22 protein-coding genes and 1 pseudogene are annotated in these 25,646 nt (G+C 72.8%); 12 read left to right on the forward strand and 11 right to left on the reverse strand.

From position 1 onward, the window contains the following. Window positions 1-5: 5 nt before the first annotated feature. The 6 genes from QQS16_RS18580 to rsmI form a co-directional block, all read right to left on the reverse strand. Window positions 6-905 (reverse strand): 4-(cytidine 5'-diphospho)-2-C-methyl-D-erythritol kinase, encoded by a 900-nt coding sequence (locus QQS16_RS18580; protein ID WP_286062954.1) that lies wholly within the window; start codon window positions 903-905, stop codon window positions 6-8. Next, window positions 902-1,804 carry a 16S rRNA (adenine(1518)-N(6)/adenine(1519)-N(6))-dimethyltransferase RsmA gene (gene rsmA, locus QQS16_RS18585; protein WP_286062955.1) on the reverse strand — a complete coding sequence of 301 codons (903 nt, stop codon included), beginning with the start codon at window positions 1,802-1,804 and terminating at the stop codon, window positions 902-904. Before rsmA ends, QQS16_RS18580 begins: the two co-directional genes overlap by 4 nt. Window positions 1,805-1,922: 118 nt before the next feature. Continuing rightward, window positions 1,923-3,371: a resuscitation-promoting factor gene (locus QQS16_RS18590; RefSeq protein WP_286062956.1), complete on the reverse strand. Its 1,449-nt coding sequence runs from the start codon at window positions 3,369-3,371 to the stop codon at window positions 1,923-1,925. 141 nt (window positions 3,372-3,512) lie between these two features. Further along, on the reverse strand, window positions 3,513-4,394 hold the full coding sequence (locus QQS16_RS18595; RefSeq protein WP_286062957.1) for a TatD family hydrolase: 882 nt from the start codon (window positions 4,392-4,394) through the stop codon (window positions 3,513-3,515). Window positions 4,395-4,442: 48 nt separating this feature from the next. After that, window positions 4,443-4,820, reverse strand: coding sequence for a hypothetical protein (locus QQS16_RS18600; RefSeq protein WP_286062958.1), 378 nt, complete (start codon window positions 4,818-4,820; stop codon window positions 4,443-4,445). Between the two features lie 342 nt (window positions 4,821-5,162). Then, window positions 5,163-6,020, reverse strand: a complete 858-nt coding sequence (gene rsmI / locus QQS16_RS18605; RefSeq protein WP_286062959.1) for a 16S rRNA (cytidine(1402)-2'-O)-methyltransferase — start codon at window positions 6,018-6,020, stop codon at window positions 5,163-5,165. A gap of 149 nt (window positions 6,021-6,169) precedes the next feature. Here rsmI and QQS16_RS18610 point away from each other — a divergent pair, with 149 nt between their 5' ends. The 3 genes from QQS16_RS18610 (at window position 6,170) to QQS16_RS18620 (ending at window position 11,677) form a co-directional block, all read left to right on the forward strand. After that, window positions 6,170-7,912 carry a dolichyl-phosphate-mannose--protein mannosyltransferase gene (locus tag QQS16_RS18610; protein ID WP_286062960.1) on the forward strand — a complete coding sequence of 581 codons (1,743 nt, stop codon included), beginning with the start codon at window positions 6,170-6,172 and terminating at the stop codon, window positions 7,910-7,912. A 351-nt stretch (window positions 7,913-8,263) separates the two neighbouring features. Beyond that, entirely contained in the window at window positions 8,264-9,889 is a 1,626-nt protein-coding gene (locus tag QQS16_RS18615) for a penicillin-binding transpeptidase domain-containing protein (protein WP_286062961.1), read from the forward strand. A 96-nt stretch (window positions 9,890-9,985) separates the two neighbouring features. Further along, window positions 9,986-11,677, forward strand: coding sequence for a penicillin-binding transpeptidase domain-containing protein (locus QQS16_RS18620; RefSeq protein ID WP_286062962.1), 1,692 nt, complete (start codon window positions 9,986-9,988; stop codon window positions 11,675-11,677). Window positions 11,678-11,802: 125 nt separating this feature from the next. Here QQS16_RS18620 and QQS16_RS18625 read toward each other — a convergent pair whose 3' ends face one another. Continuing rightward, window positions 11,803-12,153, reverse strand: coding sequence for an SsgA family sporulation/cell division regulator (locus QQS16_RS18625; protein ID WP_286062963.1), 351 nt, complete (start codon window positions 12,151-12,153; stop codon window positions 11,803-11,805). Window positions 12,154-12,345: 192 nt separating this feature from the next. Here QQS16_RS18625 and QQS16_RS18630 point away from each other — a divergent pair, with 192 nt between their 5' ends. From QQS16_RS18630 to QQS16_RS18655, 6 genes are all read left to right on the forward strand, one after another. Beyond that, window positions 12,346-13,389, forward strand: a complete 1,044-nt coding sequence (locus QQS16_RS18630) for an energy-coupling factor ABC transporter permease (RefSeq protein WP_286062964.1) — start codon at window positions 12,346-12,348, stop codon at window positions 13,387-13,389. Between the two features lies 1 nt (window position 13,390). Further along, the gene (gene cbiQ, locus QQS16_RS18635; RefSeq protein ID WP_286062965.1) at window positions 13,391-14,152 is read left to right on the forward strand and encodes a cobalt ECF transporter T component CbiQ; all 762 of its coding nucleotides are present in this window, start codon (window positions 13,391-13,393) and stop codon (window positions 14,150-14,152) included. After that, window positions 14,140-14,898: an energy-coupling factor ABC transporter ATP-binding protein gene (locus QQS16_RS18640; protein WP_286062966.1), complete on the forward strand. Its 759-nt coding sequence runs from the start codon at window positions 14,140-14,142 to the stop codon at window positions 14,896-14,898. The genes cbiQ and QQS16_RS18640 overlap by 13 nt, the downstream gene beginning before the upstream one ends. Beyond that, window positions 14,895-15,365 (forward strand): MarR family winged helix-turn-helix transcriptional regulator, encoded by a 471-nt coding sequence (locus QQS16_RS18645; protein WP_286062967.1) that lies wholly within the window; start codon window positions 14,895-14,897, stop codon window positions 15,363-15,365. Before QQS16_RS18640 ends, QQS16_RS18645 begins: the two co-directional genes overlap by 4 nt. Window positions 15,366-15,471: 106 nt before the next feature. Continuing rightward, the gene (locus QQS16_RS18650; RefSeq protein ID WP_286062968.1) at window positions 15,472-15,966 is read left to right on the forward strand and encodes an organic hydroperoxide resistance protein; all 495 of its coding nucleotides are present in this window, start codon (window positions 15,472-15,474) and stop codon (window positions 15,964-15,966) included. Window positions 15,967-16,003: 37 nt separating this feature from the next. After that, window positions 16,004-17,179 (forward strand): serine hydrolase domain-containing protein, encoded by a 1,176-nt coding sequence (locus QQS16_RS18655; RefSeq protein WP_286062969.1) that lies wholly within the window; start codon window positions 16,004-16,006, stop codon window positions 17,177-17,179. 119 nt (window positions 17,180-17,298) lie between these two features. On the opposite strand, the gene QQS16_RS18660 is transcribed toward QQS16_RS18655, so the two are convergent. Continuing rightward, entirely contained in the window at window positions 17,299-17,574 is a 276-nt protein-coding gene (locus tag QQS16_RS18660; protein ID WP_286062970.1) for a DUF1876 domain-containing protein, read from the reverse strand. Between the two features lie 156 nt (window positions 17,575-17,730). Between QQS16_RS18660 and QQS16_RS18665 the strand changes: the two genes are divergently transcribed. Together QQS16_RS18665 and QQS16_RS18670 are read left to right on the forward strand one after the other, a co-directional pair. Next, window positions 17,731-18,426 (forward strand): GNAT family N-acetyltransferase, encoded by a 696-nt coding sequence (locus QQS16_RS18665; protein WP_286062971.1) that lies wholly within the window; start codon window positions 17,731-17,733, stop codon window positions 18,424-18,426. Next, window positions 18,423-18,899: a MarR family winged helix-turn-helix transcriptional regulator gene (locus tag QQS16_RS18670; protein ID WP_286062972.1), complete on the forward strand. Its 477-nt coding sequence runs from the start codon at window positions 18,423-18,425 to the stop codon at window positions 18,897-18,899. The genes QQS16_RS18665 and QQS16_RS18670 overlap by 4 nt, the downstream gene beginning before the upstream one ends. Before the next feature lie 58 nt (window positions 18,900-18,957). Here the strand turns inward: QQS16_RS18670 and QQS16_RS18675 are convergent, their stop codons facing one another. Next, complete coding sequence (locus QQS16_RS18675; protein ID WP_286062973.1) at window positions 18,958-21,183, reverse strand: MMPL family transporter; 2,226 nt, start codon at window positions 21,181-21,183, stop codon at window positions 18,958-18,960. Between the two features lie 101 nt (window positions 21,184-21,284). Continuing rightward, window positions 21,285-21,884, reverse strand: a complete 600-nt coding sequence (locus QQS16_RS18680; RefSeq protein WP_286062974.1) for a TetR/AcrR family transcriptional regulator — start codon at window positions 21,882-21,884, stop codon at window positions 21,285-21,287. Between the two features lie 166 nt (window positions 21,885-22,050). Here QQS16_RS18680 and QQS16_RS18685 point away from each other — a divergent pair. Next, window positions 22,051-25,273, forward strand: a pseudogene (locus tag QQS16_RS18685) (S41 family peptidase). Between the two features lie 129 nt (window positions 25,274-25,402). Here QQS16_RS18685 and QQS16_RS18690 read toward each other — a convergent pair. Further along, window positions 25,403-25,615, reverse strand: a complete 213-nt coding sequence (locus QQS16_RS18690) for a hypothetical protein (protein ID WP_286062975.1) — start codon at window positions 25,613-25,615, stop codon at window positions 25,403-25,405. Window positions 25,616-25,646 lie beyond the last annotated feature (31 nt).

The raw sequence follows: 25,646 nt of genomic DNA on the forward strand, positions 1-25,646 counted from the left end.
GGAGATCAGGCGAAGACCACCGTCGCCCCCGGCGCCGGCCCCGACGCGGTGCGAACGGTCCGGCAGGTCCCGGACGCCCGCAGCGCCTCCGCGATCCTCGCCGCCGACTCGGTCTCCCGGGCGAGGAACGCCGTGGTGGGGCCCGAGCCGGAGACCAGCGCCGTGAGGGCGCCGGCGGCCCGGCCGGCCGCGAGGGTGCCGGCGAGTTCCGGGAAGAGGGAGAGCGCGGCGGGCTGGAGGTCGTTGGAGACGGCGGCGGCGAGCGCGTCGGGGTCGCCCTTGGCGAGGGCGTCGAGCAGGTCCTGCGAGGCGACGGGCTCGGGGACGTCCCGGCCCTCGGCCAGCCGGTCGAACTCGCGGAACACGGCCGGCGTCGACAGCCCGCGCCCGGCCATCGCGAACACCCAGTGGAAGGTCCCGCCGACCTCCAGGGGCCTCAGCTTCTCGCCGCGTCCGGTGCCCAGCGCCGCCCCGCCCACCAGACTGAACGGCACGTCACTGCCCAACTCGGCACAGATCTCCAGCAGTTCCGCACGGGAGGCGCCGGTACCCCACAGCGCGTCGCACGCCAGCAGGGCCGCGGCGCCGTCCGCGCTGCCGCCCGCCATCCCGCCGGCGACGGGGATGTCCTTGGCGATGTGGAGGTGCACGGCGGCGCTGCGGTCGTAGCGCTCCGCGAGGGCGAGGGCCGCCCGCGCCGCGAGATTCGTCCGGTCCAGGGGGACCTGGCCGGCGTCCGGGCCCGCGCAGGTGACGCGCAGTCCGTCGGCCGGGGTCACGGTCACCTCGTCGTAGAGGCCGACCGCGAGGAAGACGTTGGCCAGGTCGTGGAACCCGTCCGGGCGGGCGGCACCCACCGCGAGCTGGACGTTGACCTTGGCGGGGACGCGAACGGTCACGCTCACCGGCCGGGCTCCTCGGTCTCGGTGACGCGGTTCTCGGAGACGCGGTTCTCGGCGATCCGCGCGAACTCCTCGACCGTCAGGGCCTCCCCGCGTGCCTGCGGCGACACGCCCGCGGCGACGAGGGCCGCCTCGGCCGCCGCCGCGGACCCCGCCCAGCCGGCGAGCGCGGCTCGCAGGGTCTTGCGGCGCTGGGCGAACGCGGCGTCGACGACGGCGAAGACCTCACGCCGGGAGGCGGTGGTCTTCAGCGGCTCGGCCCGCCGCACCAGCGAGACCAGCCCGCTGTCGACGTTGGGCGCGGGCCAGAACACGTTCCGGCCGATCGCCCCGGCCCGCTTGACCTCGGCGTACCAGTTGGCCTTGACCGACGGGACGCCGTACACCTTGGAACCGGGCGGGGCGGCGAGCCGGTCGGCGACCTCCGCCTGGACCATCACGAGGGTGCGCTCGATGCTCGGGAAGGTGTCGAGCATGTGCAGCAGGACCGGGACGGCCACGTTGTACGGCAGGTTCGCCACCAGCGCGGTCGGGGCCGGGCCCGGCAGCTCGGTCACCCGCATCGCGTCGGAGTGCACCAGCGCGAACCGGTCCGCGCGCTCCGGCATCCGCGCCACGATCGTCGCGGGCAGCGCCCCGGCGAGGACGTCGTCGATCTCGACGGCGGTGACGCGGTCGGCCGCCTCCAGCAGCCCGAGGGTGAGCGAGCCGAGTCCCGGTCCCACCTCCACCACCACGTCGTCGGGGCGGACCTGCGCGGTGCGGACGATCCGGCGGACCGTGTTCGCGTCGATCACGAAGTTCTGGCCGCGCTGCTTGGTGGGGCGCACACCGAGGGCGCCCGCGAGTTCACGGACGTCGGCGGGGCCGAGAAGGGCGTCGGGGACGGGGCTGCTGCTCACGGGACAAGGGTACGGGGGCCCTGGACGGCCTTCGTCCGTGTCCGGCCGCGGGCTGTCGTACCGCCGGTGCGACCCCCGCCGGGCCGCGGCAGGCGAGGGTCGCACCGGCGAGCACCGCTCACCCTCCGCCCCGCAACCGCTCCCCGCAGTGCGGCCAGGGACTGGCCCCTCGCCGTACGTACAGCTTCTTCGCCCGGAGCGTCTGCTCGGCCGCCGGGGCGTCCTGCGGCCGGCCCGTCCCGCCGAGGCTCTGCCAGGTCCGCGTGTCGAACTGGTACAGCCCGCCGTACGTCCCCGACGGGTCGACCGCGTCCGGCCGCCCGCCGGACTCGCACGCCGCGAGCCCCTGCCAGTCGAGGTGGTCCGCTCCCTCCACGGAGGCCGGCCGGGGCTTGGTCCCCACCCTCACCACCTGCGCCCGCGGCTCCCGCACCAGCTCGGTCCTGATCCGCCGCGGCTTCTGCCGGACGCCGTTGACGATCCGCAGGGAGTACGTGATGCGCCGCAGCCCCGGCTGCCCGGCCCGCTCGACGACCTCGGTCCCCCGGAACAGGGAGGCGTCCTCGGTCCGCTCCACCCCGAACGGGATCGACTCCTCCCGCACCTCCTTCGTGCCGGTGATCCGCAGCACGGTGACGGTCTGTCCGTCGCGCGGGAAGCTGTCCCCCGCCACCGACGTGGTGTCCTGGCCGCGCAGGGTGATCCCGGCCTGCGCGACGGCCTCGCGCACGGTCGCCGCGTTGGTGCGGACCGTGCGGGCCCGGCCGTCCGCCATGACCGTCACCGAGCGCTCGGTGCGCACGTCCAGCGCGAGCCCCTGCCGCCCGATCCGCTGGGAGCGCGAGATGGACAGGTACGCGCCCTCCGCCCGCACCCCCAGTTGCCGAAGCGCCCCCTCCACCGTGCGTGCCGTGGTCCACACCTCACGCCGCTGACCGTCGAGCGTGAGCCGGACGGGCCGCCCGTAGTGCACCGCGACCTCGTCGCCGCTGGCCAGCGCCTCGCCGGGAGCGGGTGCGACCATGTCGTGCGCCCCCACCCGCACGCCCTCCTCCGCGAGCAGTTCGGTGACGTCGTCCGCGAAGGTGTGCAGGGTGCGCGGCTGCCCGTCGACGCTCAGCTCGATCGCCTTGTCCTCGGCGACGAACGCGGTGGTGCCGCCGGCGAGGAACGCGACGACCAGCGCCTGCGGGAGCAGCCGGCGCACGGTGCTGTCGGCGCGCTCGGCGGACCGGGCCCGGCGGCGCGCTGCCCGCCCGCTCACTCCGGCGCGGGCGGCGGGCACCAGGGGCGAGGGCGGGAGTGGCGGCGCGAGGGGCGCCGGTGCCTGGTAGGCGGGGTGGTAGGTGTCCACGTACTCCGCCGGGGCCCCCCGCACCCCGTAGGCCGGCGTCTCCGCGGTGTGCAGGTCGGGGTGCGGTGCGGGGTGCGGGACGGCGTGCGCGCCGGTGCGCGGGGCGGCGTACGCCGTCGGCTCGTAGGCCGGTTGCGCGTCGTGGGCCGGTTCCGCGTCGTACGCCGTGTCGGGGCCGTACGTCTCGAACGTCTGGTACTGCGCGTTGCTCACGCCGACACGCTCCAGGGGCCGGAGGGGTCCAGAGGGGTCCGGATCGGGCCCCCAGAACCTAGCGGAGCGTCCGTCACTCTCCAAAGCGACGCGGCTACCCAGCGTGGTGGCCGGGTGGGTGGGTGACGGGCCGGCAGCGGGTCAGTAGCCGAACGCGCGTGCCGTGTTGGCCGCGAGTGCCGACGCCAGCGCGTCCTCGTCGACGCCGCGCACGGCGGCCATCGCCCGCACCGTGACCGGAATGAGATACGGGGCGTTGGGCCGTCCGCGGTAGGGCACCGGGGTGAGGAACGGCGCGTCCGTCTCCACCAGGAGCAGGTCGAGGGGGGCGACGGCCACCGCGTCCCGCAGGTTCTGGGCGTTCTTGAAGGTGACGTTGCCGGCGAAGGACATGAAGTATCCGGCGCCGGCGCAGATCTGCGCCATCTCGGCGTCCCCCGAATAGCAGTGGAAGACGGTCCGCTCGGGAGCGCCCTGCTCCTTCAGCACCCGCAGGACGTCGGTGTGGGCGTCGCGGTCGTGGATGACCAGGGCCTTGCCGTGCCGCTTGGCGATCTCGATGTGGGCGCGGAAGGACCTCTCCTGTGCCTCCTTGCCCTCGGGGCCGGTGCGGAAGTAGTCGAGGCCCGTCTCACCGACGCCCTTGACCTGGGGCAGCCCGGCCAGCCGGTCGATCTCGGCGAGCGCCTCGTCCAGGCCCGCCTCCCCGCCCGGCGTCCGCGCGCCCTGGCGGGACCAGCCGTCCGGGTCGCCGTGCACGATCCGCGGGGCCTCGTTGGGGTGCAGGGCGACGGTCGCGTGCACGGCGTCGTACCGCGCGGCCGTCTCGGCGGCCCACCGGGAGCCGCGTACGTCGCATCCCACCTGCACGACCGTGGTCACCCCGACCGACGCGGCCTTCGCGAGCGCCTCCTCCACGGCCCCCGCCTGCATGTCGAGGTGGGTGTGGGAATCGGCGACCGGCACCCGGAGGGGCTCCGGGAGCGGCGGGGCGGCGTTCTTGTCGGCGGCATTCGAAGGCATGCCCCCGATCCTACGAAAGGGGCATGCCGCCGCCGGTCCCGGAGCGGGTCAGCTCGCCCTGCGCTGGAACGGGTGCAGGAGATCGGACAGGTGCCAGTGGTGCCCGCCGTGCTCCTGCTGTCCGGCCGGCCCGGCCGTCGGCGCCTGCGCCGGCCCGGCGGACGGCGTGCGGTGCCGCGGGTGCGCCGCGTCGCGGGCCGACGCGACCCGGCCCGGCCGCATGATCCGTACGACGTGGTGGTCGCAGTTCGCGCACATCGGCCTGCTGAGCGGGGAGGGCACGACCTGCCCGTCCACCACGTACTGCACGAACTCCCGCCCGTCGCCGTCGACGTGGTGCTCTATCTCGTACGACTGCTCCCAGCCGTGCCCGCAGCGCATGCAGGCGAAGGAATACGACTCGTGAACGACGGCGGTCCCACTCATGCCAGCTCCTCTTGTCCGCCGGAGACAGGGACGTACGTCCCTGTCCCCCAGTGGACGCCCGCGCGGGCGTGGAAGCGGCGGACCTGCCGAGTGTTGAAGCCGATTTGGCCTTCCCTTGCCGCAACGCTCCCGGCCCGGGGCCGGGCTTTGCCTTTCGCCGGAAGTCCTTGCCGCGCCGTAGGAGATGGACGTGGCGGACCGTCCGACCGCGACCCGCCGACCGGCGGTGACGGCAACGGCGGGCAGCCGACCCCGCCCGGACGACCGCCGCCCGAGCCCGGCGGCGCTTCCGGGGTGCCCGAGGAAGCACCCCGCCCGCCCGCGGCCTCCGCCGGCCCCCGCTCAGCCCGCGGAGTGCTTCGCCGCCACCACCGCGTCGAACACCTGCCGCTTCGGCAGACCCGCCTCCGCGGCCACCGCGGCGATCGCCTCCTTGCGCCGCTCCCCCGCCTCCTCGCGCACCCGCACCCGCCGCACGAGTTCCTCGGCGTCGAACTCCTCGGGACCGCGCTCCGGAGCCCCCTCCACGACCACGGTGATCTCCCCGCGTACGCCCGCCGCCGCCCAGGCGGCCAGCTCGCCCAGCCCGCCGCGCCTGACCTCCTCGTACGTCTTGGTCAGTTCGCGGCAGACGGCCGCCCGCCGGTCGGCGCCGAACACCTCGGCCATCGCGGCGAGGGTGTCGTCGAGCCGGTGCGGGGCCTCGAAGTAGACGAGCGTGCGGCGCTCGTCCGCGTTCTCCCGCAGCCGGGACAGCCGTTCGCCCGCCTTGCGCGGCAGGAACCCCTCGAAGCAGAACCGGTCGACGGGCAGCCCGGACAGCGCGAGCGCGGTGAGCACCGCGGACGGTCCCGGTACGGCGGTGACCCGGATGTCCTTCTCGACGGCCGCCGCGACCAGCCGGTACCCGGGGTCGGACACCGACGGCATCCCCGCGTCGGTCACCAGCAGCACCCGGGCGCCGCCCACCAGTTCCTCGACCAGTTCGGGCGTCCGGGCGGCCTCGTTGCCCTCGAAGTACGACACCACGCGCCCCTTGGGCGTCACCCCCAGGGCCTGCGTGAGGCGCCGCAGCCGCCGGGTGTCCTCGGCGGCGACGACGTCGGCACCGGCCAGCTCCTCGGCGAGCCGGGGCGGGGCGTCGGAGGTGTCACCGATGGGCGTGCCGGCGAGGACCAGGGTTCCGGGCGTAACTGTCACCCACCCATCCTCCCAGGGCCGGGGAACGCGGGCGCACCCTCCTCCGCGGGCGCCCGGGGAGGCGCCCGACCGGCCCCCGGACCGGAACGTATCCGCACCTCTGTACCCATGCGCGGGACGCACACAGCGCGGTTCCCTACGATGGCGCGGTGACCAGTACCGCGTCCTCCACGGACACCCGGCAGGACCAGGCCCCCCAGGACCAGCGGCCGTCGTGGCAGTTGCGGCTGCGCCGTTTCGGATACACGGCGGGGCCCAGAAGCGACGTACGGGACCGCCTGGTGCCGCCGTACGTACGGCCCAGCCCGCGGCTGTGGCAGGTTTTCGGGGTGGCCGAGCCGCTCGCCGGGCGGCTGACCCGCTGGGCCGGCTGGGGCGGTCCGCTGCTGGTGACCCTGTTCGCGGGCGTGCTGCGGTTCTGGAACCTGGGCGACCCGAAGGCGGTGATATTCGACGAGACGTACTACGCGAAGGACGCGTGGGCGCTCGTCCACCGCGGCTTCGAGGTCAACTGGGACAAGAACGTCAACGACCTGATCCTGTCGAGCGACGGGAACGTGCCGGTGCCGACGGACGCGGCGTACGTCGTGCACCCGCCGGTCGGCAAGTACGTCATCGGGCTCGGCGAGCTGATGTTCGGGTTCAACCCGTTCGGCTGGCGGTTCATGACCGCGCTGCTCGGCACCCTGTCCATCCTGATGCTGTGCCGGATCGGCCGCCGCCTGTTCCGCTCCACCTTCCTCGGCTGCCTCGCGGGCGCGCTGATGGCGGTGGACGGCCTGGCCTTCGTGATGGCCCGCACCTCGCTGCTCGACGGCGTGCTGATGTTCTTCGTGCTGGCCGCGTTCGGCTGCCTGCTGATCGACCGGGACCGGGCACGGGAGAAACTCGCGGCGGCGCTCCCGGTGGATCCGGACGGCCGGGTCCGCCCCGACGCGCACATCGCCGAGACCACCCGCTTCGGCCTGCGCCCGTGGCGCTGGCTGGCGGGCCTGATGCTGGGCCTGGCCATCGGCACCAAGTGGAACGGCTTCTACGTCCTGGCCGCGTTCTGCGTGCTCGCGGTGGTGTGGGACGTCGGCTCGCGCCGGGTCGCGGGCGCGGGCCGCCCGTACGCGGCGGTGCTCCGCCGGGACCTGGGCCTGGCCTTCGTGGCCACCGTGCCGGTCGCGATCGCCACGTACGTCCTGTCCTGGCTGGGCTGGATCCTGTCCCCCGCGGACGGCAAGGGCGGCTACTACCGCGACTGGGCGGCGACCGACGGGCAGGGCAGCAGCTGGTCGTGGCTCTTCCCGGACTGGTGGCGCAGCCTGTGGCACTACGAGCACGAGGTCTACAAGTTCAACATCAACCTCTCCTCGCCGCACCGGTACGAGTCCAACCCGTGGAGCTGGATCGTCACCGGCCGCCCGGTCTCGTACTTCTACGAGTCCCCCGAGCCCGGCAAGGACGGCTGCCCCGCCGACGCGGGCGAGAAGTGCGCCCGCGAGGTGCTGGCGATCGGCACGCCGCTGCTGTGGTGGGTGGCCTGCTTCGCGATCCTGTACGTCCTGTGGCGCTGGTTCTTCCGCCGGGACTGGCGGGCGGGCGCGATCGCCTGCGGCATCGCGGCCGGCTACCTCCCCTGGTTCCTCTACCAGGAACGCACGATCTTCTTCTTCTACACGATCGTCTTCGTGCCCTTCCTGTGCCTGGCCGTCGCGATGCTCCTCGGCGCGATCATCGGCCCCCCGGGCTCCACGGAGACCCGCCGCGTCGCCGGCGCGACGGGCGCGGGCATCCTGGTCCTCCTGATCGCCTGGAACTTCATCTACTTCTGGCCGATCTTCACCGGCACCGCGATCCCGATAGACGAGTGGCGGTCCCGGATGTGGCTGGACACCTGGGTGTAGCCGGGACGACGTACCGAGAGGGCGCGGCGGTCTGCCGCGCCCTCTTGGCGTCGGCGGGCGCCTTCGTCCCGGAGGTCGCACCCGCCGATGCCGTCCCGACCGGCGAGGGGCGTTCGCGAGCGGCGTGCCCGCATCTGGCTGGAATTCGGGTCCGGTGGCCGGGAGTCGCCGCCGCGTCCCGGCCGGATCAGCGGGCAGGTCACCGTTCGCCAACAAGTTCGGCCACCAGAAGTAGACATCCGTTACGCCCGTCACCCCTTCCGCATAGAGTGCGACGCGGAGTGAGGCTTTCTGAACGCGTTCAGAAGACGCGGGGAGGGCTTCTACGGGGAAACGGGAGGGGAACGCCTCATGGGCAGGGGGGTCAAGGCAGCCGTCGTCGGCGGTGTGTTCGCCGTGATGGTGGGCGGGGCCGGGTACGGGGCCTACAACGTCATGTCGGCGCTGAACGGCGACTCGGGGGCGGCCGGGCCCGCGTCCGCCGAGACCGGGCCGCCGAGCGCGGACGAGGTCAAGGAGACGGCGGACAGGTTCTTCGCGGCCTGGGAGAAGGGGAAGGCGGCCGACGCGGCGGCGTACACGAACAACGCCCAGGCGTCCGGGCAGCTGCTGACGGAGTACGGCACGACCGCCCGCATCGGCGACGTGCGGATCACGCCCGGTACGGCGTCCGGGGCCACCGTGCCCTACACGGTGACGGCGAAGGTGGCCTACGACGGCAAGTCGAAGCCGCTGACCTACAAGAGCGAGCTGACCGTCGTGCGCGGGGTCAGCACCGGGCGGGCGCTGGTCGACTGGCAGCCCTCCGTGGTCCATCCGGAGCTCCAGCGCGACGACACCCTGGTCACCGAGGAGTCGGCGAACCCGCCGATCGAGGCCGTGGACCGGAACGGGACCGTGCTGACGAAGGAGAAGTACCCGTCCCTCGGGCCGGTCCTGGACACCCTGCGCGCCAAGTACGGCGACAAGGCCGGCGGGACTCCCGGTATCGAGCTGGTGATCCGGCACGCCGACGAGGGCGCCGCCGACACCCCGCTGCTGACCCTGGACAAGGGCACGCCGGGCAAGCTGCGGACCACGCTCAGCGCGGGCGCGCAGGCTGCGGCCGAGAAGGCGGTCAAGCAGTACGCCCAGTCGTCGGTGGTCGCTGTCCAGCCCAGCAGCGGTGAGGTGCTGGCGGTGGCGAACAACCGCGAGGACGCCTTCAACGCGGCCTTCGAGGGCACGGTCGCGCCCGGCTCCACCATGAAGATCATCACCGCCGCGACGCTCATCGACAACGGCGTGACCTCGATGAACGGCCCGGCGCCCTGCCCGCCGACCGCCACCTGGCAGAGCCAGACCTTCAAGAACCTCACGGGCATGGAGCCCAAGGAGAACGCCACGCTCGCCAACAGCTTCCTGCGGTCCTGCAACACCGCCTTCGTCAAGCTGATCGACGAGAAGCCGCTCACCGACGAGTCGCTGACCACGGAGGCCCGGACGCGGTTCGGCCTCGGTCTGGACTGGAAGACCGGCATCGTCTCCTTCGACGGCAAGGTGCCCGCGGTCAGCGGACCCGACCGCGCGGCCAACGCGATCGGCCAGGGCCAGGTCCAGATGAACCCGCTCACCATGGCCTCCGTGACGGCCACCGCCATCACCGGCGCCTTCCGCCAGCCCTACCTGGTGTCGCCGAAGCTCGACGGCCGCGAGCTGGCCACCGCCAAGGGACTGCCGTACGGCACCGCCGCCCAGCTGAAGCAGATGATGCGGCTGACCGCGACCCAGGGCACCGCCGCGAAGGCGATGGCCGGGCTCGGCGGGGACATCGGCGCGAAGACCGGTTCCGCCGAGGTGGACGGGAACGCCGTGTCCGACAGCTGGTTCACCGGCTTCAAGGGCGACGTCGCGGCGGCGGCCATGACCCAGCAGGGCGGCCACGGCGGCGACGCGGCCGGACCGATTGTCGCAGCTGTGCTACGAGCCGCCGGCTGAACTCATCCGCACGGGACGGGACTCTAGGGTGGTGATCGTCGTTGGCATGAACGAGGGCAACGGGGACCCTGGGTATCTCGCGGAGGAACGAAGGCAGTGGGTAACAGAAGGCGCGTCGCCGGGCGACGGAACACCAGGCCCGTCGTGGTCGGCGGGGTGATCGCCGCGGTCGTCGGCGGCGCCGGTCTGGGCGCCTACGCGCTGTACGGGGGCGGGGCGGCCGCCGACGACCGGGCGCACACACCGTCCGCGAGCGCGGGGCAGAAGGAGCAGGAGATCCCGAGCGGCCCGCTGTCGGCGACCGAGGTCACCAGCACGGCCCGCACGTTCCTGACGGCCTGGCAGCAGGGCCGCGTTCCCCAGGCCGCCGCCGCCACCGACGACACCGCGGCGGCCGCCGCCCTCCTCACCGGCTACACCAAGGACGCCCACATCAAGGACGTCACGCTCACCCCGGGCACCCGCACCGGCGACAAGGTGTCCTTCTCCGTCAGGGCCACGGTGTCGTACAAGGGCACTGAGAAGCCGCTGGCGTACGGCAGCGCGCTCACCGTCGTCCGCTCCGGGACCGACGGGAAGCCGCGGGTCGACTGGCACTCCTCCGTCGTGCACCCGGATCTCCGGGACGGCGACACCCTGGTCACCGGAGCGTCCGGGACGCCGCCGATCAAGGCGGTCGACCGGGACGGCGGCGAGCTGACCACCGCCGCGTACCCGTCACTGGGCACGGTCCTGGACGGGCTGCGCGAGAAGTACGGCAAGACGGCCGGCGGCACGGCGGGCATCGAACTGCGGGTGGTCCGCGGCACGTCCGCGAAGTCACCGAAGGCGTCGAAGGCGTCCGACAAGACGCTGCTGGAGCTGAGCAAGGGCACGCCCGGCACGGTGAGGACGACCCTGAGCCCGAAGCTCCAGGCGGCGGCGGAGCGGCAGGTCGCCAAGAAGGCCCGCTCCTCGGTGGTGGTGGTGCGTCCGTCGACCGGGGAGATCCTGGCCGCCGCGAACGCCTCGCGCGGCTTCAACACCGCCTTCCAGGGCTCCCTCGCCCCGGGCTCCACGATGAAGGTCATCACCTCCTCGCTGCTGATCGAGAAGAAGCTGGCCTCGGCCGACAAGGCGCACCCCTGCCCGAAGTACTTCACGTACGGCGGCTGGAAATTCCAGAACGACGACAAGTTCCAGATCAAGGGCGGCACCTTCAAGGCGAGCTTCGCCCGCTCCTGCAACACGGCCTTCATCAGCCAGGCGCCGAAGCTGGACGACGACGACCTGACCAGGCAGGCCCGGGAGGTGTTCGGTCTGGGGATGAACAACTGGGCCATCGGCGTGCCGACCTTCGACGGCTCGGTGCCGGTGCAGAGCGCGGCCCAGATGGGGGCCTCGCTGATCGGCCAGGGCGGGGTCCGGATGAACCCGCTGAACATGGCGTCGGTGTCGGCGACCGTCGCGTCGGGCACCTTCAAGCAGCCCTACCTGGTGTCCCCGGCGGTCGACGACCGCAAGCTCGCCACGGCCTCCCGCACGATGTCCGCGGGCACCCTCTCCCAGCTCCGGGAGCTGATGGCGTACACCGCGGACTACGGCACGGCGGCCGAGGCGATGTCCGGAGTCACCGGGAACGCCGGCGCGAAGACCGGTTCGGCGGAGGTCGACGGCCAGAAGAAGCCGAACGGGTGGTTCACGGCCTACCGCGGCGACCTCGCGGCGGCGGGTGTGGTCCAGCAGGGTGGCCACGGCGGCGAGACGGCGGGCCCGATCGTGGCGGCGCTGCTGAAGCTGGGCGGCTGACCGCCCGCGGGATCCGGGGGCGGTCTCGGCGTCCGGGCCGGCTGGGCGTCCCGGACGACGGGCTGGGCGTCCCGGACGGGCCGGGCCCTGTCGGCACGTTCCCGCCTGCCCCGCGACGACAGGGCCTAGGACCCCACGGGAGTGGCGGTGTACGTCCGCCGCAGGAACCGCAGCAGCGTCTTCGTCTCGAACTGCACCACGGCCACGCCCTCCGCGGAGTGGAACTCGACCACGGCCTGGACGCGCCCGCACGGCCACACGCGGACCTCACCGCTGCCGGCCGGGGTGCGCAGGCCCTGTTCGAGGAGCGCACGGGAGAAGGTCCACTCGGGGGAACCGGGCAGCCGGACCCGCACCGAACGCGGGTCGGTGTCGGGGTCGTAGCGCAGGACGACCGGGACCGCCTCGTCCCCTTCCTGGGGGAGGTCGGCGTCCGTCACGATGTGAGCTCGCGCGTACTGTTCGACTACAGACATCGTGACGGCCCTCTCACGCTGCGTGACCTGTGTGGAAGCTGTGCGTCCACCCCCACTCCAATGTCGCACATTTCCCGGACCGCGCCCCCGGGGGCGAAGATGCTCTTCCTCACGCCCCGATGACGTTTTCCCGCGCTGTTCCGGTGACAGTGTTCTTGCAAGCCGTTCGCAACAAGCCACTATCATCGAACGGTGCATGTGCCTGACGGATTCATAGACGCCCCCATGTCCGCCGCGACCGGAGTCGTCGCCGCGGCCGCCGTCGCGGTGAGCCTGCGCGGCGCGCGCCGCGAACTCGACGAGCGCACCGCGCCGCTGGCCGGCCTGGTGGCCGCGTTCATCTTCGCGGTGCAGATGCTCAACTTCCCCGTCGCGGCGGGGACCAGCGGACATCTCCTCGGCGGCGCCCTCGCGGCGATCCTCGTCGGGCCCTACACCGGGGTCCTGTGCGTCTCCGTGGTCCTGCTGATGCAGGGCATCCTCTTCGCCGACGGCGGTCTGACCGCGCTCGGCGTGAACATCACGGACATGGCGATCGTCACCACGGTCGTCGCGTACGTCGTCTTCCGCGGGCTCGTGACGGTCCTGCCGCGCGGCAGGCGCTCCGTCACCGCGGCCTCCTTCGTCGCCGCCCTCCTGTCGGTCCCGGCCGCGGCCCTCGCCTTCACGCTCCTGTACTCCGTCGGCGGCACCACCGACGTCGCCATCGGCAAGGTCGCCACCGCGATGATCGGCGTGCACGTCCTGATCGGCATCGGCGAGGCCGCGATCACCGCGGCCACCGTCGGCGCCGTCATCGCCGTGCGCCCGGACCTGGTGCACGGCGCCCGTGGTCTCCAGCAGCAGCTGAAGCTGCGGGTGAACGGCGAGCTGGTGGACGCGCCGGCGGCCGAGCCGGCCCCGGTGGCCGCCCGCTCCCACCGGGGGGTGTGGATCGCCGGCCTGGTCACCTCCCTCGTGCTGGCCGGATTCGTCAGCTTCTACGCCTCCGCCGACCCGGACGGCCTGGAGAAGGTCGCCGCCGACAAGGGCATCGACCGGAAGACCGAGGAGCACGCGGTCGCCGACTCCCCGCTCGCCGACTACGGCGTCAAGGACGTCGAGGACACCCGGCTGTCCGGCGGTCTCGCGGGCGTGATCGGCGTCGGCGTCACCGTCGTGACGGGCAGCGCGGTGTTCTGGGCGGTGCGCAGGCGCCGCAGCGACGACACCTCTCCCGTGAGCACGAGCGTCTGAGATGGGCGCCGGGCACGCGCACAAGCTCTACCGGCACGGGCACTCGCCCGTGCACACCCTGCCCCCGCACACGAAACTCGCGGCGGCCTTCGCCTTCGTGGTGGTCGTGGTGTCGACCCCGCGGGAGGCGATGTGGGCGTTCGGCGTGTACGCCGTGCTGCTGGCCGGTGTCGCGTTCGCGGCCCGGGTGCCCGCCGGTTTCCTGCTCAAGCGGCTGCTGATCGAGGTCCCGTTCGTGGCCTTCGCGGTGCTGATGCCGTTCGTCGCGGAGGGCGAGCGGGTCGAGGTGCTGGGCCTGTCGCTGAGCGTGAACGGCCTGTGGGGCGCCTGGAACGTACTGGCCAAGGGCACCCTGGGGGTCGCCGCCTCGGTCCTCCTCGCCTCCACCACCGAACTGCGTGAACTGCTGCTGGGCCTCCAGCGGTTGAAGCTCCCGCCGCTGCTCGTCCAGATCGCCTCATTCATGATCCGCTACGGCGATGTGATCACGGACGAGATGCGGCGGATGCGGATCGCGCGGGAGTCGCGGGGCTTCGAGGCGAGCGGCGTCAAGCACTGGGGGGTGCTGGCGAAGTCGGCCGGCGCCCTGTTCATCCGCTCCTACGAGCGCGGGGAGCGGGTGCACCTGGCCATGATCAGCCGGGGGTACGCCGGTTCGATGCCGGTCATCGACGAGGTGACCGCGTCCCGGGCGCAGTGGTCGTACGCCTTCGCCCTGCCGTTCGCCGCCCTCGTCGTCTGCGTGCTGGGATGGGCCCTGTGACTGCTTCCCTCGAGGTCTCGGGCCTCGCCTTCGCCTATCCCGACGGCCACCAGGCGCTGTTCGGCGTGGACTTCACCGTCGCCCGCGGCGAGCGGGTCGCGCTGCTCGGTCCGAACGGCGCCGGCAAGACGACCCTGGTCCTGCACCTCAACGGCATCCTGACCGGCGGCACGGGCACCGTGAAGGTCGCCGGGCTGCCCGTCGGCAAGCAGCACATGGCCGAGATCCGGCGCAAGGTCGGCATCGTCTTCCAGGACCCGGACGACCAGCTCTTCATGCCGACCGTGCGGGAGGACGTGGCCTTCGGACCGGCGGCGGCCGGGCTGCGCGGGCCGGAGCTGGAGGAACGCGTCGACCGGGCGCTGGAGCAGGTCGGCATGGCGGAGTTCAAGGGCCGGCCCCCGCACCACCTCTCCTTCGGCCAGCGCCGCCGGGTGGCGGTCGCCACCGTCCTCGCCATGGAGCCGGAGATCCTCGTCCTGGACGAGCCGTCCTCCAACCTCGACCCGGCCTCCCGCCGCGAACTCGCCGACATCCTGCGCTCGCTGGACGTGACCGTCCTGATGGTCACGCACGACCTGCCGTACGCGCTGGAGCTGTGCCCCCGCGCGCTGATCCTGAGCGAGGGCACCATCGCGGCGGACGGCAGGACCGGCGAGCTGCTCTCGGACGACGCGCTGATGCGGGCCCACCGGCTGGAGTTGCCGTTCGGATTCGACCCGCGGTCCGTGACAATGGGCGCGTGACGAACCAAGAGGACACCGGGGACGAGGGGTCACCGCGGCTGGAGGACCAGCTGTGCTTCGCGCTGTACGCGGCCCAGCGCGCGGTGACGTCCGCCTACCGCCCGCTCCTCGACGAGCTCGGGCTCACCTACCCGCAGTACCTCGTGCTGCTGGTGCTGTGGGAACGCGGTGAGATGACGGTCAAGGAGCTGGCGGGTGCCCTGCGGCTGGACTACGGCACGGTGTCGCCGCTGCTGAAGCGGCTGGAGTCGGCGGGGCTGGTGCGCCGCGAGCGTGCGGCGAGCGACGAGCGCTCGGTGCTGGTGGCGTGCACGGGCCGCGCGGAGGAACTGAGGGAGCGCGCGGCCCGCGTACCGGGCGCGCTGCTCGCGGTGACGGATCTCGGCGGCGCGGAGGTCGCGCGGTTGCGCGCGGAGTTGTGGCGGTTGGCGGAGAAGGCCGGGGCGGCGGCGGAAGGGCCCCGCTGAACTCGGGTTACCCACGGTTGCTACCCCCTGGTAACCGCCGTCGGCCTACCGGCAAGTACCTTGTGCACGATGCATTTGCGCGCACCTGTTCCAGGGGGAACCGGCCATGACTGACGCCACCGCCACCGCCACCGCCACCGCCACCGCCGTCGACACCGTCCTCGACACCACTGTCGACACCCGCCCGTCGAAGATCGTGTACGTGGCCGAGGCCACCGCGCACGGCGGCCGGGAGGGGTATGTCACCAGCCAGGACGGCCAGATCGAGCTGAAGGTCGCGATGCCGCCGGAGCTGGGCGGCGACGGCAACGGCACCAACCCGGAGCAGCTGTTCGCGGCCGGCTACAGCTCCTGCTTCCACAACGCGCTGGTCCTGGTCGGCCGCCGCGCCGGCCTCGACCTGACCGGTTCCACGGTCGCCGCGAAGGTCGGCCTGGGCCCCAACCGGCAGCGCGGCTACGGCCTCGCGGTCGCCCTCAGCGTCTCCCTCCCGGTCCTGGACGCGGCCGTCGCCGCAGAGCTGGTGGACGCGGCCCACGAGGTCTGTCCGTACTCCAACGCGACCCGCGGGAACATCGACGTGACGATTCTGCTTGGCTGAGTGAGGCGAACGGCACGGCGGAACGAGGAGCGCGGACGTGGACGTGAACGGCACTGTGGCCGAGGGCTTCGAGCCGGTCAGGGACGCGTTCGCGCGGAACTTCGAGACGCTCGGGGACCGGGGCGCGGCGCTGACCGTGTACCGGGACGGGACCAGGGTCGTCGACCTGTGGGGCGGCACCAAGGACGTCGACGGGACCGAGCCCTGGCAGCGTGGTACCGCCCAGGTCATCCGCTCGGCGACCAAGGGCGTCGCCGCCGCCGTACCGCTGATGCTGCACCGGCGCGGGGAACTGGACCTGGACGCGCCGGTGGGCGAGTACTGGCCGGAGTTCAAGGCGCGGGGCAAGGACCGGGTGCTGGTGCGGCACGTGCTGAACCACCGGGCCGGACTGCCCCTGCTCGACCACCCGATCACGCCCCACCAGGCCCTGGATCCGCGCCGGGGCCCCGAGGCGGTCGCCGCCCAGGCCCCCGTCTGGGAGCCGGGCACGGACCACGGCTACCACGCGCTGACGTACGGCTGGATGCTCGACGAACTGGTGCGGCGCGTGACCGGACAGGGCACCGGCGAGTGGATCGCCGCCAGGATCGCCGGGCCGCTGGGTCTCGACCTGTGGCTGGGACTGCCGGCGGCGGAGGAGGCGGCGGGCCGCACCGGCCGGGTCGGCCGCCTGGACGACGCCCCCGAGCCCGCCCCCGGGCCGGGCCTGCGGATCCGTCCGAAGCGTGCGGTCACCGAGGCCTACGACGACCCGGGCTCCCTCACCCGCCGGGCCTTCGCCGCGATCACGCCCTTCCCCGACCAGAACGACCCGGCGTACCGCGCGTCGGCCCTGCCCGCGACCAACGGCATCGCGACCGCCGACGCCCTGGCCCGCTTCTACGCGGCCCTGATCGGCGAGGTCGACGGCGTACGGCTGTTCGACGCGGCCACGATGGAGGCGGCCCGCGCCGAGGAGTCGGCGGGACCGGACCGCGTCCTGGTGGTCGGCACCCGCTTCGGCCTCGGCTACATGCTGCACGGCAGCGCGTCACCGCTCCTCGGCCCGGGCTCGTTCGGCCACCCGGGCCGCGGCGGCGCCCTCGGCTTCGCCGACCCGGAGACCGGCATCGCCTTCGGCTATGTCACCAACGGCTTCCGCAGGACGGTGACCGCGGATCCGCGGGCGCAGGCCCTGGTGCGGGCGGTGCGGACCGCGACGGGGGCGTGACGAGGGCACGTGACAAGGGGCGTACCCCACGGGCCGCGACCGGCTCAGAGGGCGTACCCCACGGGCCATGACCGGCTCAGGGGCCATGGCGCGGGGCCGTGCCCCCGAGACGTGACCGTTCAGACGTTGATCGGGTGGGACGTCCGGCCGGACACCTCGTCGATCTCCCCGTGCGCCTTCGTCAGCAGCCGCATCGCGAGCTCGTTCAGGGCGCGGGCCGCGGCGATCTCCTCCCCCACCCTCGGCTGGTTCGCGTCGGTGTGGTGGCGGTTGGCGTGCCCGTGCGTCCGTACCTCCGTGCCGTCGGGCAGGCGCACCATCGCCGCCGCCCTCGTGCGCTGATCATCCTCCTGGAACTCCAGCTCGATGTGCCATCCCACAACGGTGTGCATCATGACGATCACCTCCGGAACACCTGCTTCCAGAGTGCTCCCGCGAAGTCGCCGCCGCACGGCCTCGCGGGGACGGGGTGTCGACCGAGCGCCGTACGCCCTCGTACGCGCTCACCGACACGCCTTGTCGGAGCGCTGCCGACTGGGCAGGATGCGGCGATGACCTCAGCGACCGTCCCGCCCGCCCCGCCCGGTGAACCCGCCGTACGTCCCTACCGTCCCTCCGACCGCACCGCCCTCGACGAGATCTGCGTCCGCACCGCCCATGTCGGCCAGGACAGCCGCCCCGTCTACGCGGACCCCGGCATCTTCCCGGTGATCTTCGCGGCGCCGTACGTCCATCTCGAACCGGATCTCGCCTTCGTCCTGGACGACGGACGGGGACAGGCCGTCGGGTACGTCCTCGGCACCGCGGACACGCCCCGTTTCGTCGAGGACTTCCGGCTGACGTGGCTGCCGCTGGTCGCGAGCCGCTATCCCGAGCCCAGCGGGTCGCCGGGCACCCCGCGCACGCCGGACGACGAGATCGTCCCCCTCCTGCACCACCCCGAGCGGATGCTCGTCCCCGAGGTCGCCGCCTACCCCGCGCATCTGCACATCGACCTGCTGCCGCCGTGGCAGGGCCGGGGACACGGGCGGGCGCTGCTGCTCACGTTCCTCGACGCCCTGCACCGCAGGGGTGTGCCGGCCGTGCACCTCTGCATGGTCACCGCCAACAAGCCGGCCCGCGCCTTCTACGACCGTCTCGGCTTCCACGAGATCGCCGTGCCGGACGCCGATCCGTCGGTCACCTACCTGGGGCGCTCGACGCGGCCCCGGCCCGGTGACAGTAGCCATGTACTGTTTTCGACGTGAGCCACGCATCCGCACCCCTCGGACCCACCCCCGGCTACCTGGTCTGGCGGCTGTCCAACAAGTGGCGCACCGCCGTCGACCAGGCGCTGGCACCGCTGGACCTGACCCACGCCCAGTACGTACTGCTGGCCTCGCTGTCCGGGATGGAGCGCGGTGGCCGGCAGCCGAGCCAGCGGGAGCTCGCCGACCACACGGGGCTGGAGCCGCTGTACGTCTCCAAGCTGGCCCGTGCGCTGGAGTCGGCCGGGCTGGTCGGGCGCAGCCGGGACACCGAGGACACCCGGGTCGTCCGGCTGGCGCTCACCGAGCGGGGGCGGGCGGCCGTGCGGCCCGCGATCGACGCCGTACAGGTGCTGCTGGACCAGTTGCTCACCCCGCTGGGCGGGCTGGACAGCGCGCGGACCGAGGAGTTCGGGCGCACGCTCGTCGCGCTGCTCGACACCCCGCTGGGCGGGACAGCGGAAGGCCGGTGAGGACGCCCCGTCCCCACGGAGCCCTCACCGGCCGGTCTGTGTCAGTTCAGCCCGCGCGTCAGACGCGTGCGAGTTCCCTCTTCTCGTCCGGATCCGCGTTCCTGTCGGCCTCGGTGCGCAGGCCCTCGCCCTCGACGTCCACGTTCGGCAGGACACGGTCCAGCCACTTCGGCAGCCACCAGGCCTTCGTGCCGAGCAGGGCCAGGACGGCCGGGACGATCGCCATGCGGACCACGAACGCGTCGAAGAAGACGGCGATCGCGAGGCCGAAGCCGATCATCTTGATCATCGACTCGCCGGAGCTGATGAAGCCGCCGAAGACGGCCATCATGATGACCGCGGCCGCGGCCACGACCCGGGAGCTGTACCGGAAACCCGTCACGATGGCCTGGTGCGGCGACTCGCCGTGGACGTACGCCTCCCGCATCCGGGTGACGAGGAAGACCTCGTAGTCCATGGCGAGGCCGAAGACCACGCCCACCATGAAGATCGGCATCATCGACATGATCGGGCCGGTCTCCTCGACGCCGATCAGGCCGGCCAGCCAGCCCCACTGGAAGACCGCGACCACGGCACCGAGCGCGGCGAGCACACTGAGCAGGAAGCCCAGGGCCGCCTTCAGCGGGACCAGGATGGAGCGGAAGACCACGATCAGGAGCAGGAAGGCGAGGCCGACCACCAGGGCCAGGTACGGGATCAGCGCGTCGGTGAGCTTCTGCGAGAAGTCGATGTTCATCGCGGTGGTGCCGGTGACCAGGACGCTCGCGCCCGTGTCGGACCTGACGTCGGCGCCCTGGTCGCGGATGGTGTGGACCAGGTCCTCGGTCTGGACCGAGGAGGGCTTGGAGTCCGGGATCACGGTGATCGTCGCGGTGTCGCCGGCCTTGTTGAACGCCGCCGGGGTCACCGTCGCGACGTCCTCGAGGCCCTTGATCCCGTCGGTCACCGTGGTGGCGGCCGCCTTGGGGTCGTCGCTGTCCTGGGCGTCGACCACGATCATCAGGGGGCCGTTGAAGCCGGGGCCGAAGCCCTCCGACAGCAGGTCGTACGCCCGGCGCTGCGTGGTGGACGTCGCCTGCGAGCCGTCGTCGGGCAGGCCCAGCTCCAGTTGGGTGGCCGGAACGGCGATCGCGCCCAGACCGACCACGCCGAGCAGCAGCACGGCGACCGGGCGGCGGATGACGAAGTGCGCCCAGCGGGTGCCCAGACGGGGTTCGGCCTGCCGCTTCCCGGCGCTGTCCGACGTGTCCCCGCGCGACCGGCGCTTCTCGTTCGCCGGCCGGACCTTCTTGCCCGCGTACCCGAGCAGCGCCGGGATCATGGTCAGTGCGATGAGGACGGAGACCACGACCGTGCCCGCCGCCGCGAGGCCCATCTTGGTCAGCATCGGGACGCCGACGACCGAGAGGCCGGCCAGCGCGATCACGACCGTGAGGCCCGCGAAGACCACCGCCGAGCCGGCGGTGCCGGTGGCGCGGCCGACCGCCTCCTCGCGGTCACGGCCCTCGGCCAGTTCACTGCGGTAGCGGGAGACGATGAAGAGCGCGTAGTCGATGCCGACCGCGAGGCCGATCATCAGCGCGAGGGTGGAGGTGGTGTCGCCGAGGTCGAGTGTCTTGGCGAGGGCGGTGATGGTGGACACGCCGATGCCGACGCCGATGATCGCGGTGAGCAGCGGCAGTCCGGCCGCGACCAGCGAGCCCAGGGTGAGGACCAGGACGAGCGCGGCGATGGCGAGCCCGACGGCCTCGCCGATCGCTCCCGGCTCGGCCGCGGCCTGCAGCGCGTCCCCTCCGACATCGACGGTCAGCCCGGTGGCGCGGGCCTCGTCCGCGGCCGTCTCCAGGGCGTCGCGGGTCGTGTCCTTCAGCTCCATGCCGGGGGTGTCGTACTTCACCGACGCGTAGGCGACCGTTCCGTCCTCGCTCACGGCGTTCGTCGTGAACGGGTCGGTGACGGAGAGCACCTCGGAGCCGTCCCCCAGCTCCTTGACGATCTTGTCGACGGTCGCCCTGTTCGCGGTGTCGGTCATCTTCTCGCCCGCGGGCGCCTTGAAGACGACCCGTGCGGTGCCGCCGTCGGCGCTGGAGCCCGGGAAGCGCTGTTCCAGCAGGTCGAAGGCCTTCTGGGCCTCGACGCCGGGGATGGAGAAGGAGGTGGGTCCGGCGGCGGGGGCGCTGGCCGCGCCGACGCCCGCGAGCGTCAGCAGGGCCACCCATATCAGGGCGGCGAAGTGCCGTCGCCGGAAGGCGAGCCGGCCGAGTTTGTAGAGGAACGTGGCCACTAGGGCGTACTCCCGGTCAGGTCGTGGGTGTTTCGGGGCAGGGGTGATCAGCCCGACGACGTGAGCGGTTACGTCAGGTGGGGGCTAGCTGTGGGGACGTGCTAGGAGACGGGAACGCCGAGGGCGGGGAGGACCACGGCGTCGATGTACGAAAGCAGGAACTCCTGCGAGGGCGGCCGATCGTCGATGAGCGTCCGGGTGGCGAAGGCACCGACCAGCATGTGCACGATGTACTCCATCGCCGGGCAGTCGGGCCGGACCTCACCGCGGTCGACCGCGCGCTGCATGACCCGGTGGAACTCGTCCATCTCCGGCTCGACGAGCAGCTCCTTGAGCGCCCGCATCAGGTCCGGGTTGGCGTGCACCGCCATGGCCAGCGCCCGCATCAGGTCGGAGTTGCGCTCCATGGTGCAGTCGTCCTCGCGGGTGACGAGGGTGTGCAGGTCGCCCCGGATGGATCCGGTGTCGACGTCGGCGATGCTGCCCGGCTTGTTGTGCCGCATGGCCTTCACGACCAGCTCGGCCTTGCCGCCCCACTGGCGGTAGAGGGTCGCCTTGCTGGACCGGGTGCGGGCGGCCACGGCGTCCATGGTGAGGGCGTCGTAGCCGACTTCCCGGAGCAGGTCGAGCACGGCCGCGTACAGCTCGGCCTCGCGCTCGGGGGTGATCCGACTGCGACGCACCGTCGCGACCTCAGTCATGCCACTCACCTTCCCTCGGGACGACACGGTTTCGTGCAGGACGAATGTACCGCACTTTCGATCGAAACGAAACTGTTTCGTTCGTGTTGCGGGGGCCCGCTCCGGACCCCCGCCCCCCTCTTTGTCATAAGTTGCTCCGGCCCGTGCTGCGGAAAAGCATGGGGAGGTGAGCTATCTGCGCCTGCCGCACCTGAGCGGTGAACTGCTGTGTTTCGTGGCCGAGGACGACCTGTGGCTGGCCCCGCTCGACGGAGCGGGCCGCGCCTGGCGGCACCAAGGTCGGCCACCCCCGCTTCTCGCCCGACGGCCGCCACCTCGCGTACACGAGCTGGCGCAGCCTGGTCCCGGAGATCCATCTGGTCCCGGTGGACGGCGGACCGGGCCGGCAGCTCACCCACTGGGGCTCCCCGGACACCCGGGTGTGCGGCTGGACCCCCGACGGGCAGATCCTCGCCGTCGCCTCCCACGGCGAGCCCTTCTCCTACTTCACCTGGGCGTACAAGACCCACCCCGACGGCGACCCCGGCCGCAAACTCCCCTGGGGCCCGGTCTCCGACATCCAGGCCGCCGACCTCGACGGCGAGCGCAGGACCCTGCTCCTGACCGGCACCCCACCGCACGAACCGGCCGCCTGGAAGCGCTACCGGGGCGGCGCGACGGGCCGCCTGTGGGTGCACGGCGAGCGGATCCTCACCGGCCTGGACGGCCACCTCCACTCCCCCCTGTTCGTCGGCGGCCGGATCGCCTTCCTCTCCGACCACGAGGGCGTCGGCAACCTCTACTCCTGCGCCGCCGACGGCTCCGACCTGCGCCGCCACACCGACCACGACGCCTTCTACGCCAGGCACGCCGCCGGCGACGGCACGCGGGTGGTGTACCAGTGCGCGGGCGACCTGTGGATCGTCGACGACCTGACGGCCGGCTCGACGCCCCGCCGGCTCGACGTCCGGCTGGGCGGACCGCGCGCGGGACGCCGTCCGTACCAGGTCCCGGCGGCCCAGCACGTGGACGGCGTCTCGGTGGACGAGACGGGCCGGGCCAGCGCCGTCGTCGTACGCGGCAGCCTGTACTGGCTCACCCACCGGGACGGGCCCGCCCGCACCCTCACCGACACACCCGGAGTGCGGGTCCGGCTCCCGGAGATGCTCGGCTCGACCGGCCAGGTCGCGTACGTGACGGACGCGGAGGGCGAGGACGCGGTCGAGATCGCCCACCTGCCACGGGCCACCGGTGACCGCGCGCCCCGCCGGGTGGCGTCCGGCGCGCTGGGCCGCGTCCTGGAGCTGGTGTGCGACCCGGAGGGCGAGCGGCTGGCCATCGCCTCGCACGACGGACGGCTGCTGCTGATCGACGTGGCCGAGGACAGCGCCGGCGAGGTGACCGAGCTGATCCGCTCGGCCAACGGGCCGGTGCGGGACCTCGCCTTCTCCCCGGACGGGGCCTGGCTGACCTGGTCGTACCCGGGCATCGGCCGCTCGCTGCGCCAGATCAGGATGGCGCGGATCTCCGGCACCGGGAACGGCGGCCCACTGATCGTCGACGTCACCAACGGCCGCTTCGAGGACGAGAACCCGGTGTTCACCCGGGACGGCCGCTATCTCGCGTTCCTGTCCTGGCGCGGCTTCGACCCGGTGTACGACGTGCACACCGGGGACCTGTCCTTCCCGCTCGGCTGCCGCCCCTACCTGGTCCCCCTGTCCTCGGCCACCCCCTCCCCCTTCGCGCTGAGCCCGGAGGGCCGGCCGGCCGCCGGGGGCCTGGACCCGGTGGACGAGAGCGGCGACGGCACGGTGACGGTCGAGGTGGAGGGCCTGGAGAGCCGGGTGACGCCCTTCCCGGTCGCCGCCTCCAAGTACTCGGCGCTGCACCCGGTCGCGGGCGGCGGGCTGGTCTGGCTGCGCTGGCCGATCTCGGGCGCGCTGGGCGAGACGTTCGCCAACCCGGACGACACCACCGGCCGCCCCACCCTGGAGCTCTTCACCGTCAGCAAGGCGAAGAAGTCCGAACTGGTCGACCATCTGGACTGGTTCGCGGTCAGCGGTGACGGCACCCGGCTGGTCGTCATGGACGAGGGCGACCTGCGGGCGGTCCCGTCCAGCGAGTCCGGGGACGGTGACACCACCGTCTGGATCGACGCGCGCCGCATCCTGCACCAGGCCGATCCGGCCGCCGAGTGGCGCCAGGCGTACGACGAGGCGGGGCGGCTCGTCCGCGCGTACTTCTGGGAGCCGGGGATGTGCGGCATCGACTGGGACGCGGTACTCGACCAGTACCGTCCGCTGGTCGAACGGGTCGCCTCCCCCGACGAGTTCGCGGACCTGCTGCGTGAGGTGCTGGGCGAGCTGGGCACGTCCCACGCCTACGTCGCCGCCGCCCGCCGCAACGAGGGACCGCCGCACTACCGGCGCCGGCAGGGCCTGCTCGGCGCCAACTTCGTCCTGCGGGACGGCGGCTGGACCCTCCGGCGGATCCTGCCCGGCGACTCCTCCGACTCCAAGGCCCGCTCCCCGCTGGCCGGCACCGGCATCCGGGAGGGCGCGGTGCTCACCCACGTCGACGGCCGTCCGGTGGATCCGGTGACGGGCCCCTTTCCGCTGCTGGCGGGCGCGGGCGGTACGACGGTGGAGCTGACGTTCACGCCGGCGGAGGGCGAGGGGCGGGCGCGGCGGGTGGCCGTCGTCCCGCTCCTGGACGAGCGTCCTCTGCGCTACCAGGACTGGGTGGCCAAACGCCGTTCCGTCGTGCGGGAGTTGAGCGACGGGCGGTGCGGCTATCTGCACATCCCCGACATGGGCGGCTCCGGCTGGGCCCAGTTCAACCGGGACCTGCGCATGGAGGTGTCCCGGCCCGCGCTGATCGTGGACGTCCGGGGCAACGCGGGCGGCCACATCAGCGAACTGGTGGTGGAGAAGCTGACCCGCACGATCCTCGGCTGGGACCTGACGCGCGACGCCCAGCCGGTGTCGTACGCCTCCAACGCCCCGCGCGGCCCGGTGGTCGCCCTCGCGGACGAGGCCACCTCGTCCGACGGCGACATGATCGCGGCGGCCTTCAAGCTGCTGAAGCTCGGCCCGGTCGTCGGCCAGCGCACCTGGGGCGGTGTCGTCGGCATGACCGGCCGCCACGAACTGGGGGACGGCACGGTGATCACGGTCCCGATGAACGCGGCCTGGTTCGACGCGTACGGCTGGTCGATCGAGAACCACGGCGTCACCCCGGACCTGGAAGTCCTGCGCACCCCACTGGACTGGGCGGAGGGCCGCCACGCCCAACTGGCCGACGCCGTACGGCTGGCGCTGGACCTGCTCCAGACCAACCCGCCGGCCACTCCCCCGGACTACGCACACGTCCCCGACAGATCAAGACCCAAGCTGCCACCGCGTACGTAAGGGGGCACTTCCCGAGTACGTAAGGGGGCACTTCCCGACGCGGGACCGCCTACCGCACAACGGAACGTGGGGCACCCTCCCGAGAGGGCACCCCACGCTCACAGGCCGAAGCCGGAACCGAACCAGACGTCAGACGTCGTAGTCCTGCTCAAGACGGTCCCGCTCCTCGCGGTCGAGACGCATCCGCTCGGTCTCCTCGTCGCGCACGCGGTCGTCCGGCCGCCCACGCTCCTCGCCCTGCCGGCCACGCTCCTGCGCCTTCTCGCGGGCCTGCTGGGCCTTCTGCCTGGCCTGCTCCTGCCACTGTTCCGACTTGTCCTGGAACTGGTCCTTCATACCCATGTGGGTTCACTCCCGTAGTGAGTGGGGGGTT

Source organism: Streptomyces sp. ALI-76-A, from assembly GCF_030287445.1.
Classification (GTDB): Bacteria; Actinomycetota; Actinomycetes; order Streptomycetales; family Streptomycetaceae; genus Streptomyces.

Bases quoted from the DNA above. Each gene is read 5' to 3' on its own strand.
- QQS16_RS18595 (WP_286062957.1), bottom strand. From the start codon at position 4,394: ATGCCTTCGAATGCCGCCGACAAGAACGCCGCCCCGCCGCTCCCGGAG.
- QQS16_RS18600 (WP_286062958.1), bottom strand. From the start codon at position 4,820: ATGAGTGGGACCGCCGTCGTTCACGAGTCGTATTCCTTCGCCTGCATG.
- QQS16_RS18615 (WP_286062961.1), top strand. From the start codon at position 8,264: ATGGGCAGGGGGGTCAAGGCAGCCGTCGTCGGCGGTGTGTTCGCCGTG.
- QQS16_RS18625 (WP_286062963.1), bottom strand. From the start codon at position 12,153: ATGTCTGTAGTCGAACAGTACGCGCGAGCTCACATCGTGACGGACGCC.
- cbiQ (WP_286062965.1), top strand. From the start codon at position 13,391: ATGGGCGCCGGGCACGCGCACAAGCTCTACCGGCACGGGCACTCGCCC.
- QQS16_RS18640 (WP_286062966.1), top strand. From the start codon at position 14,140: ATGGGCCCTGTGACTGCTTCCCTCGAGGTCTCGGGCCTCGCCTTCGCC.
- QQS16_RS18650 (WP_286062968.1), top strand. From the start codon at position 15,472: ATGACTGACGCCACCGCCACCGCCACCGCCACCGCCACCGCCGTCGAC.
- QQS16_RS18660 (WP_286062970.1), bottom strand. From the start codon at position 17,574: ATGATGCACACCGTTGTGGGATGGCACATCGAGCTGGAGTTCCAGGAG.
- QQS16_RS18665 (WP_286062971.1), top strand. From the start codon at position 17,731: ATGACCTCAGCGACCGTCCCGCCCGCCCCGCCCGGTGAACCCGCCGTA.
- QQS16_RS18680 (WP_286062974.1), bottom strand. From the start codon at position 21,884: ATGACTGAGGTCGCGACGGTGCGTCGCAGTCGGATCACCCCCGAGCGC.
- QQS16_RS18690 (WP_286062975.1), bottom strand. From the start codon at position 25,615: ATGGGTATGAAGGACCAGTTCCAGGACAAGTCGGAACAGTGGCAGGAG.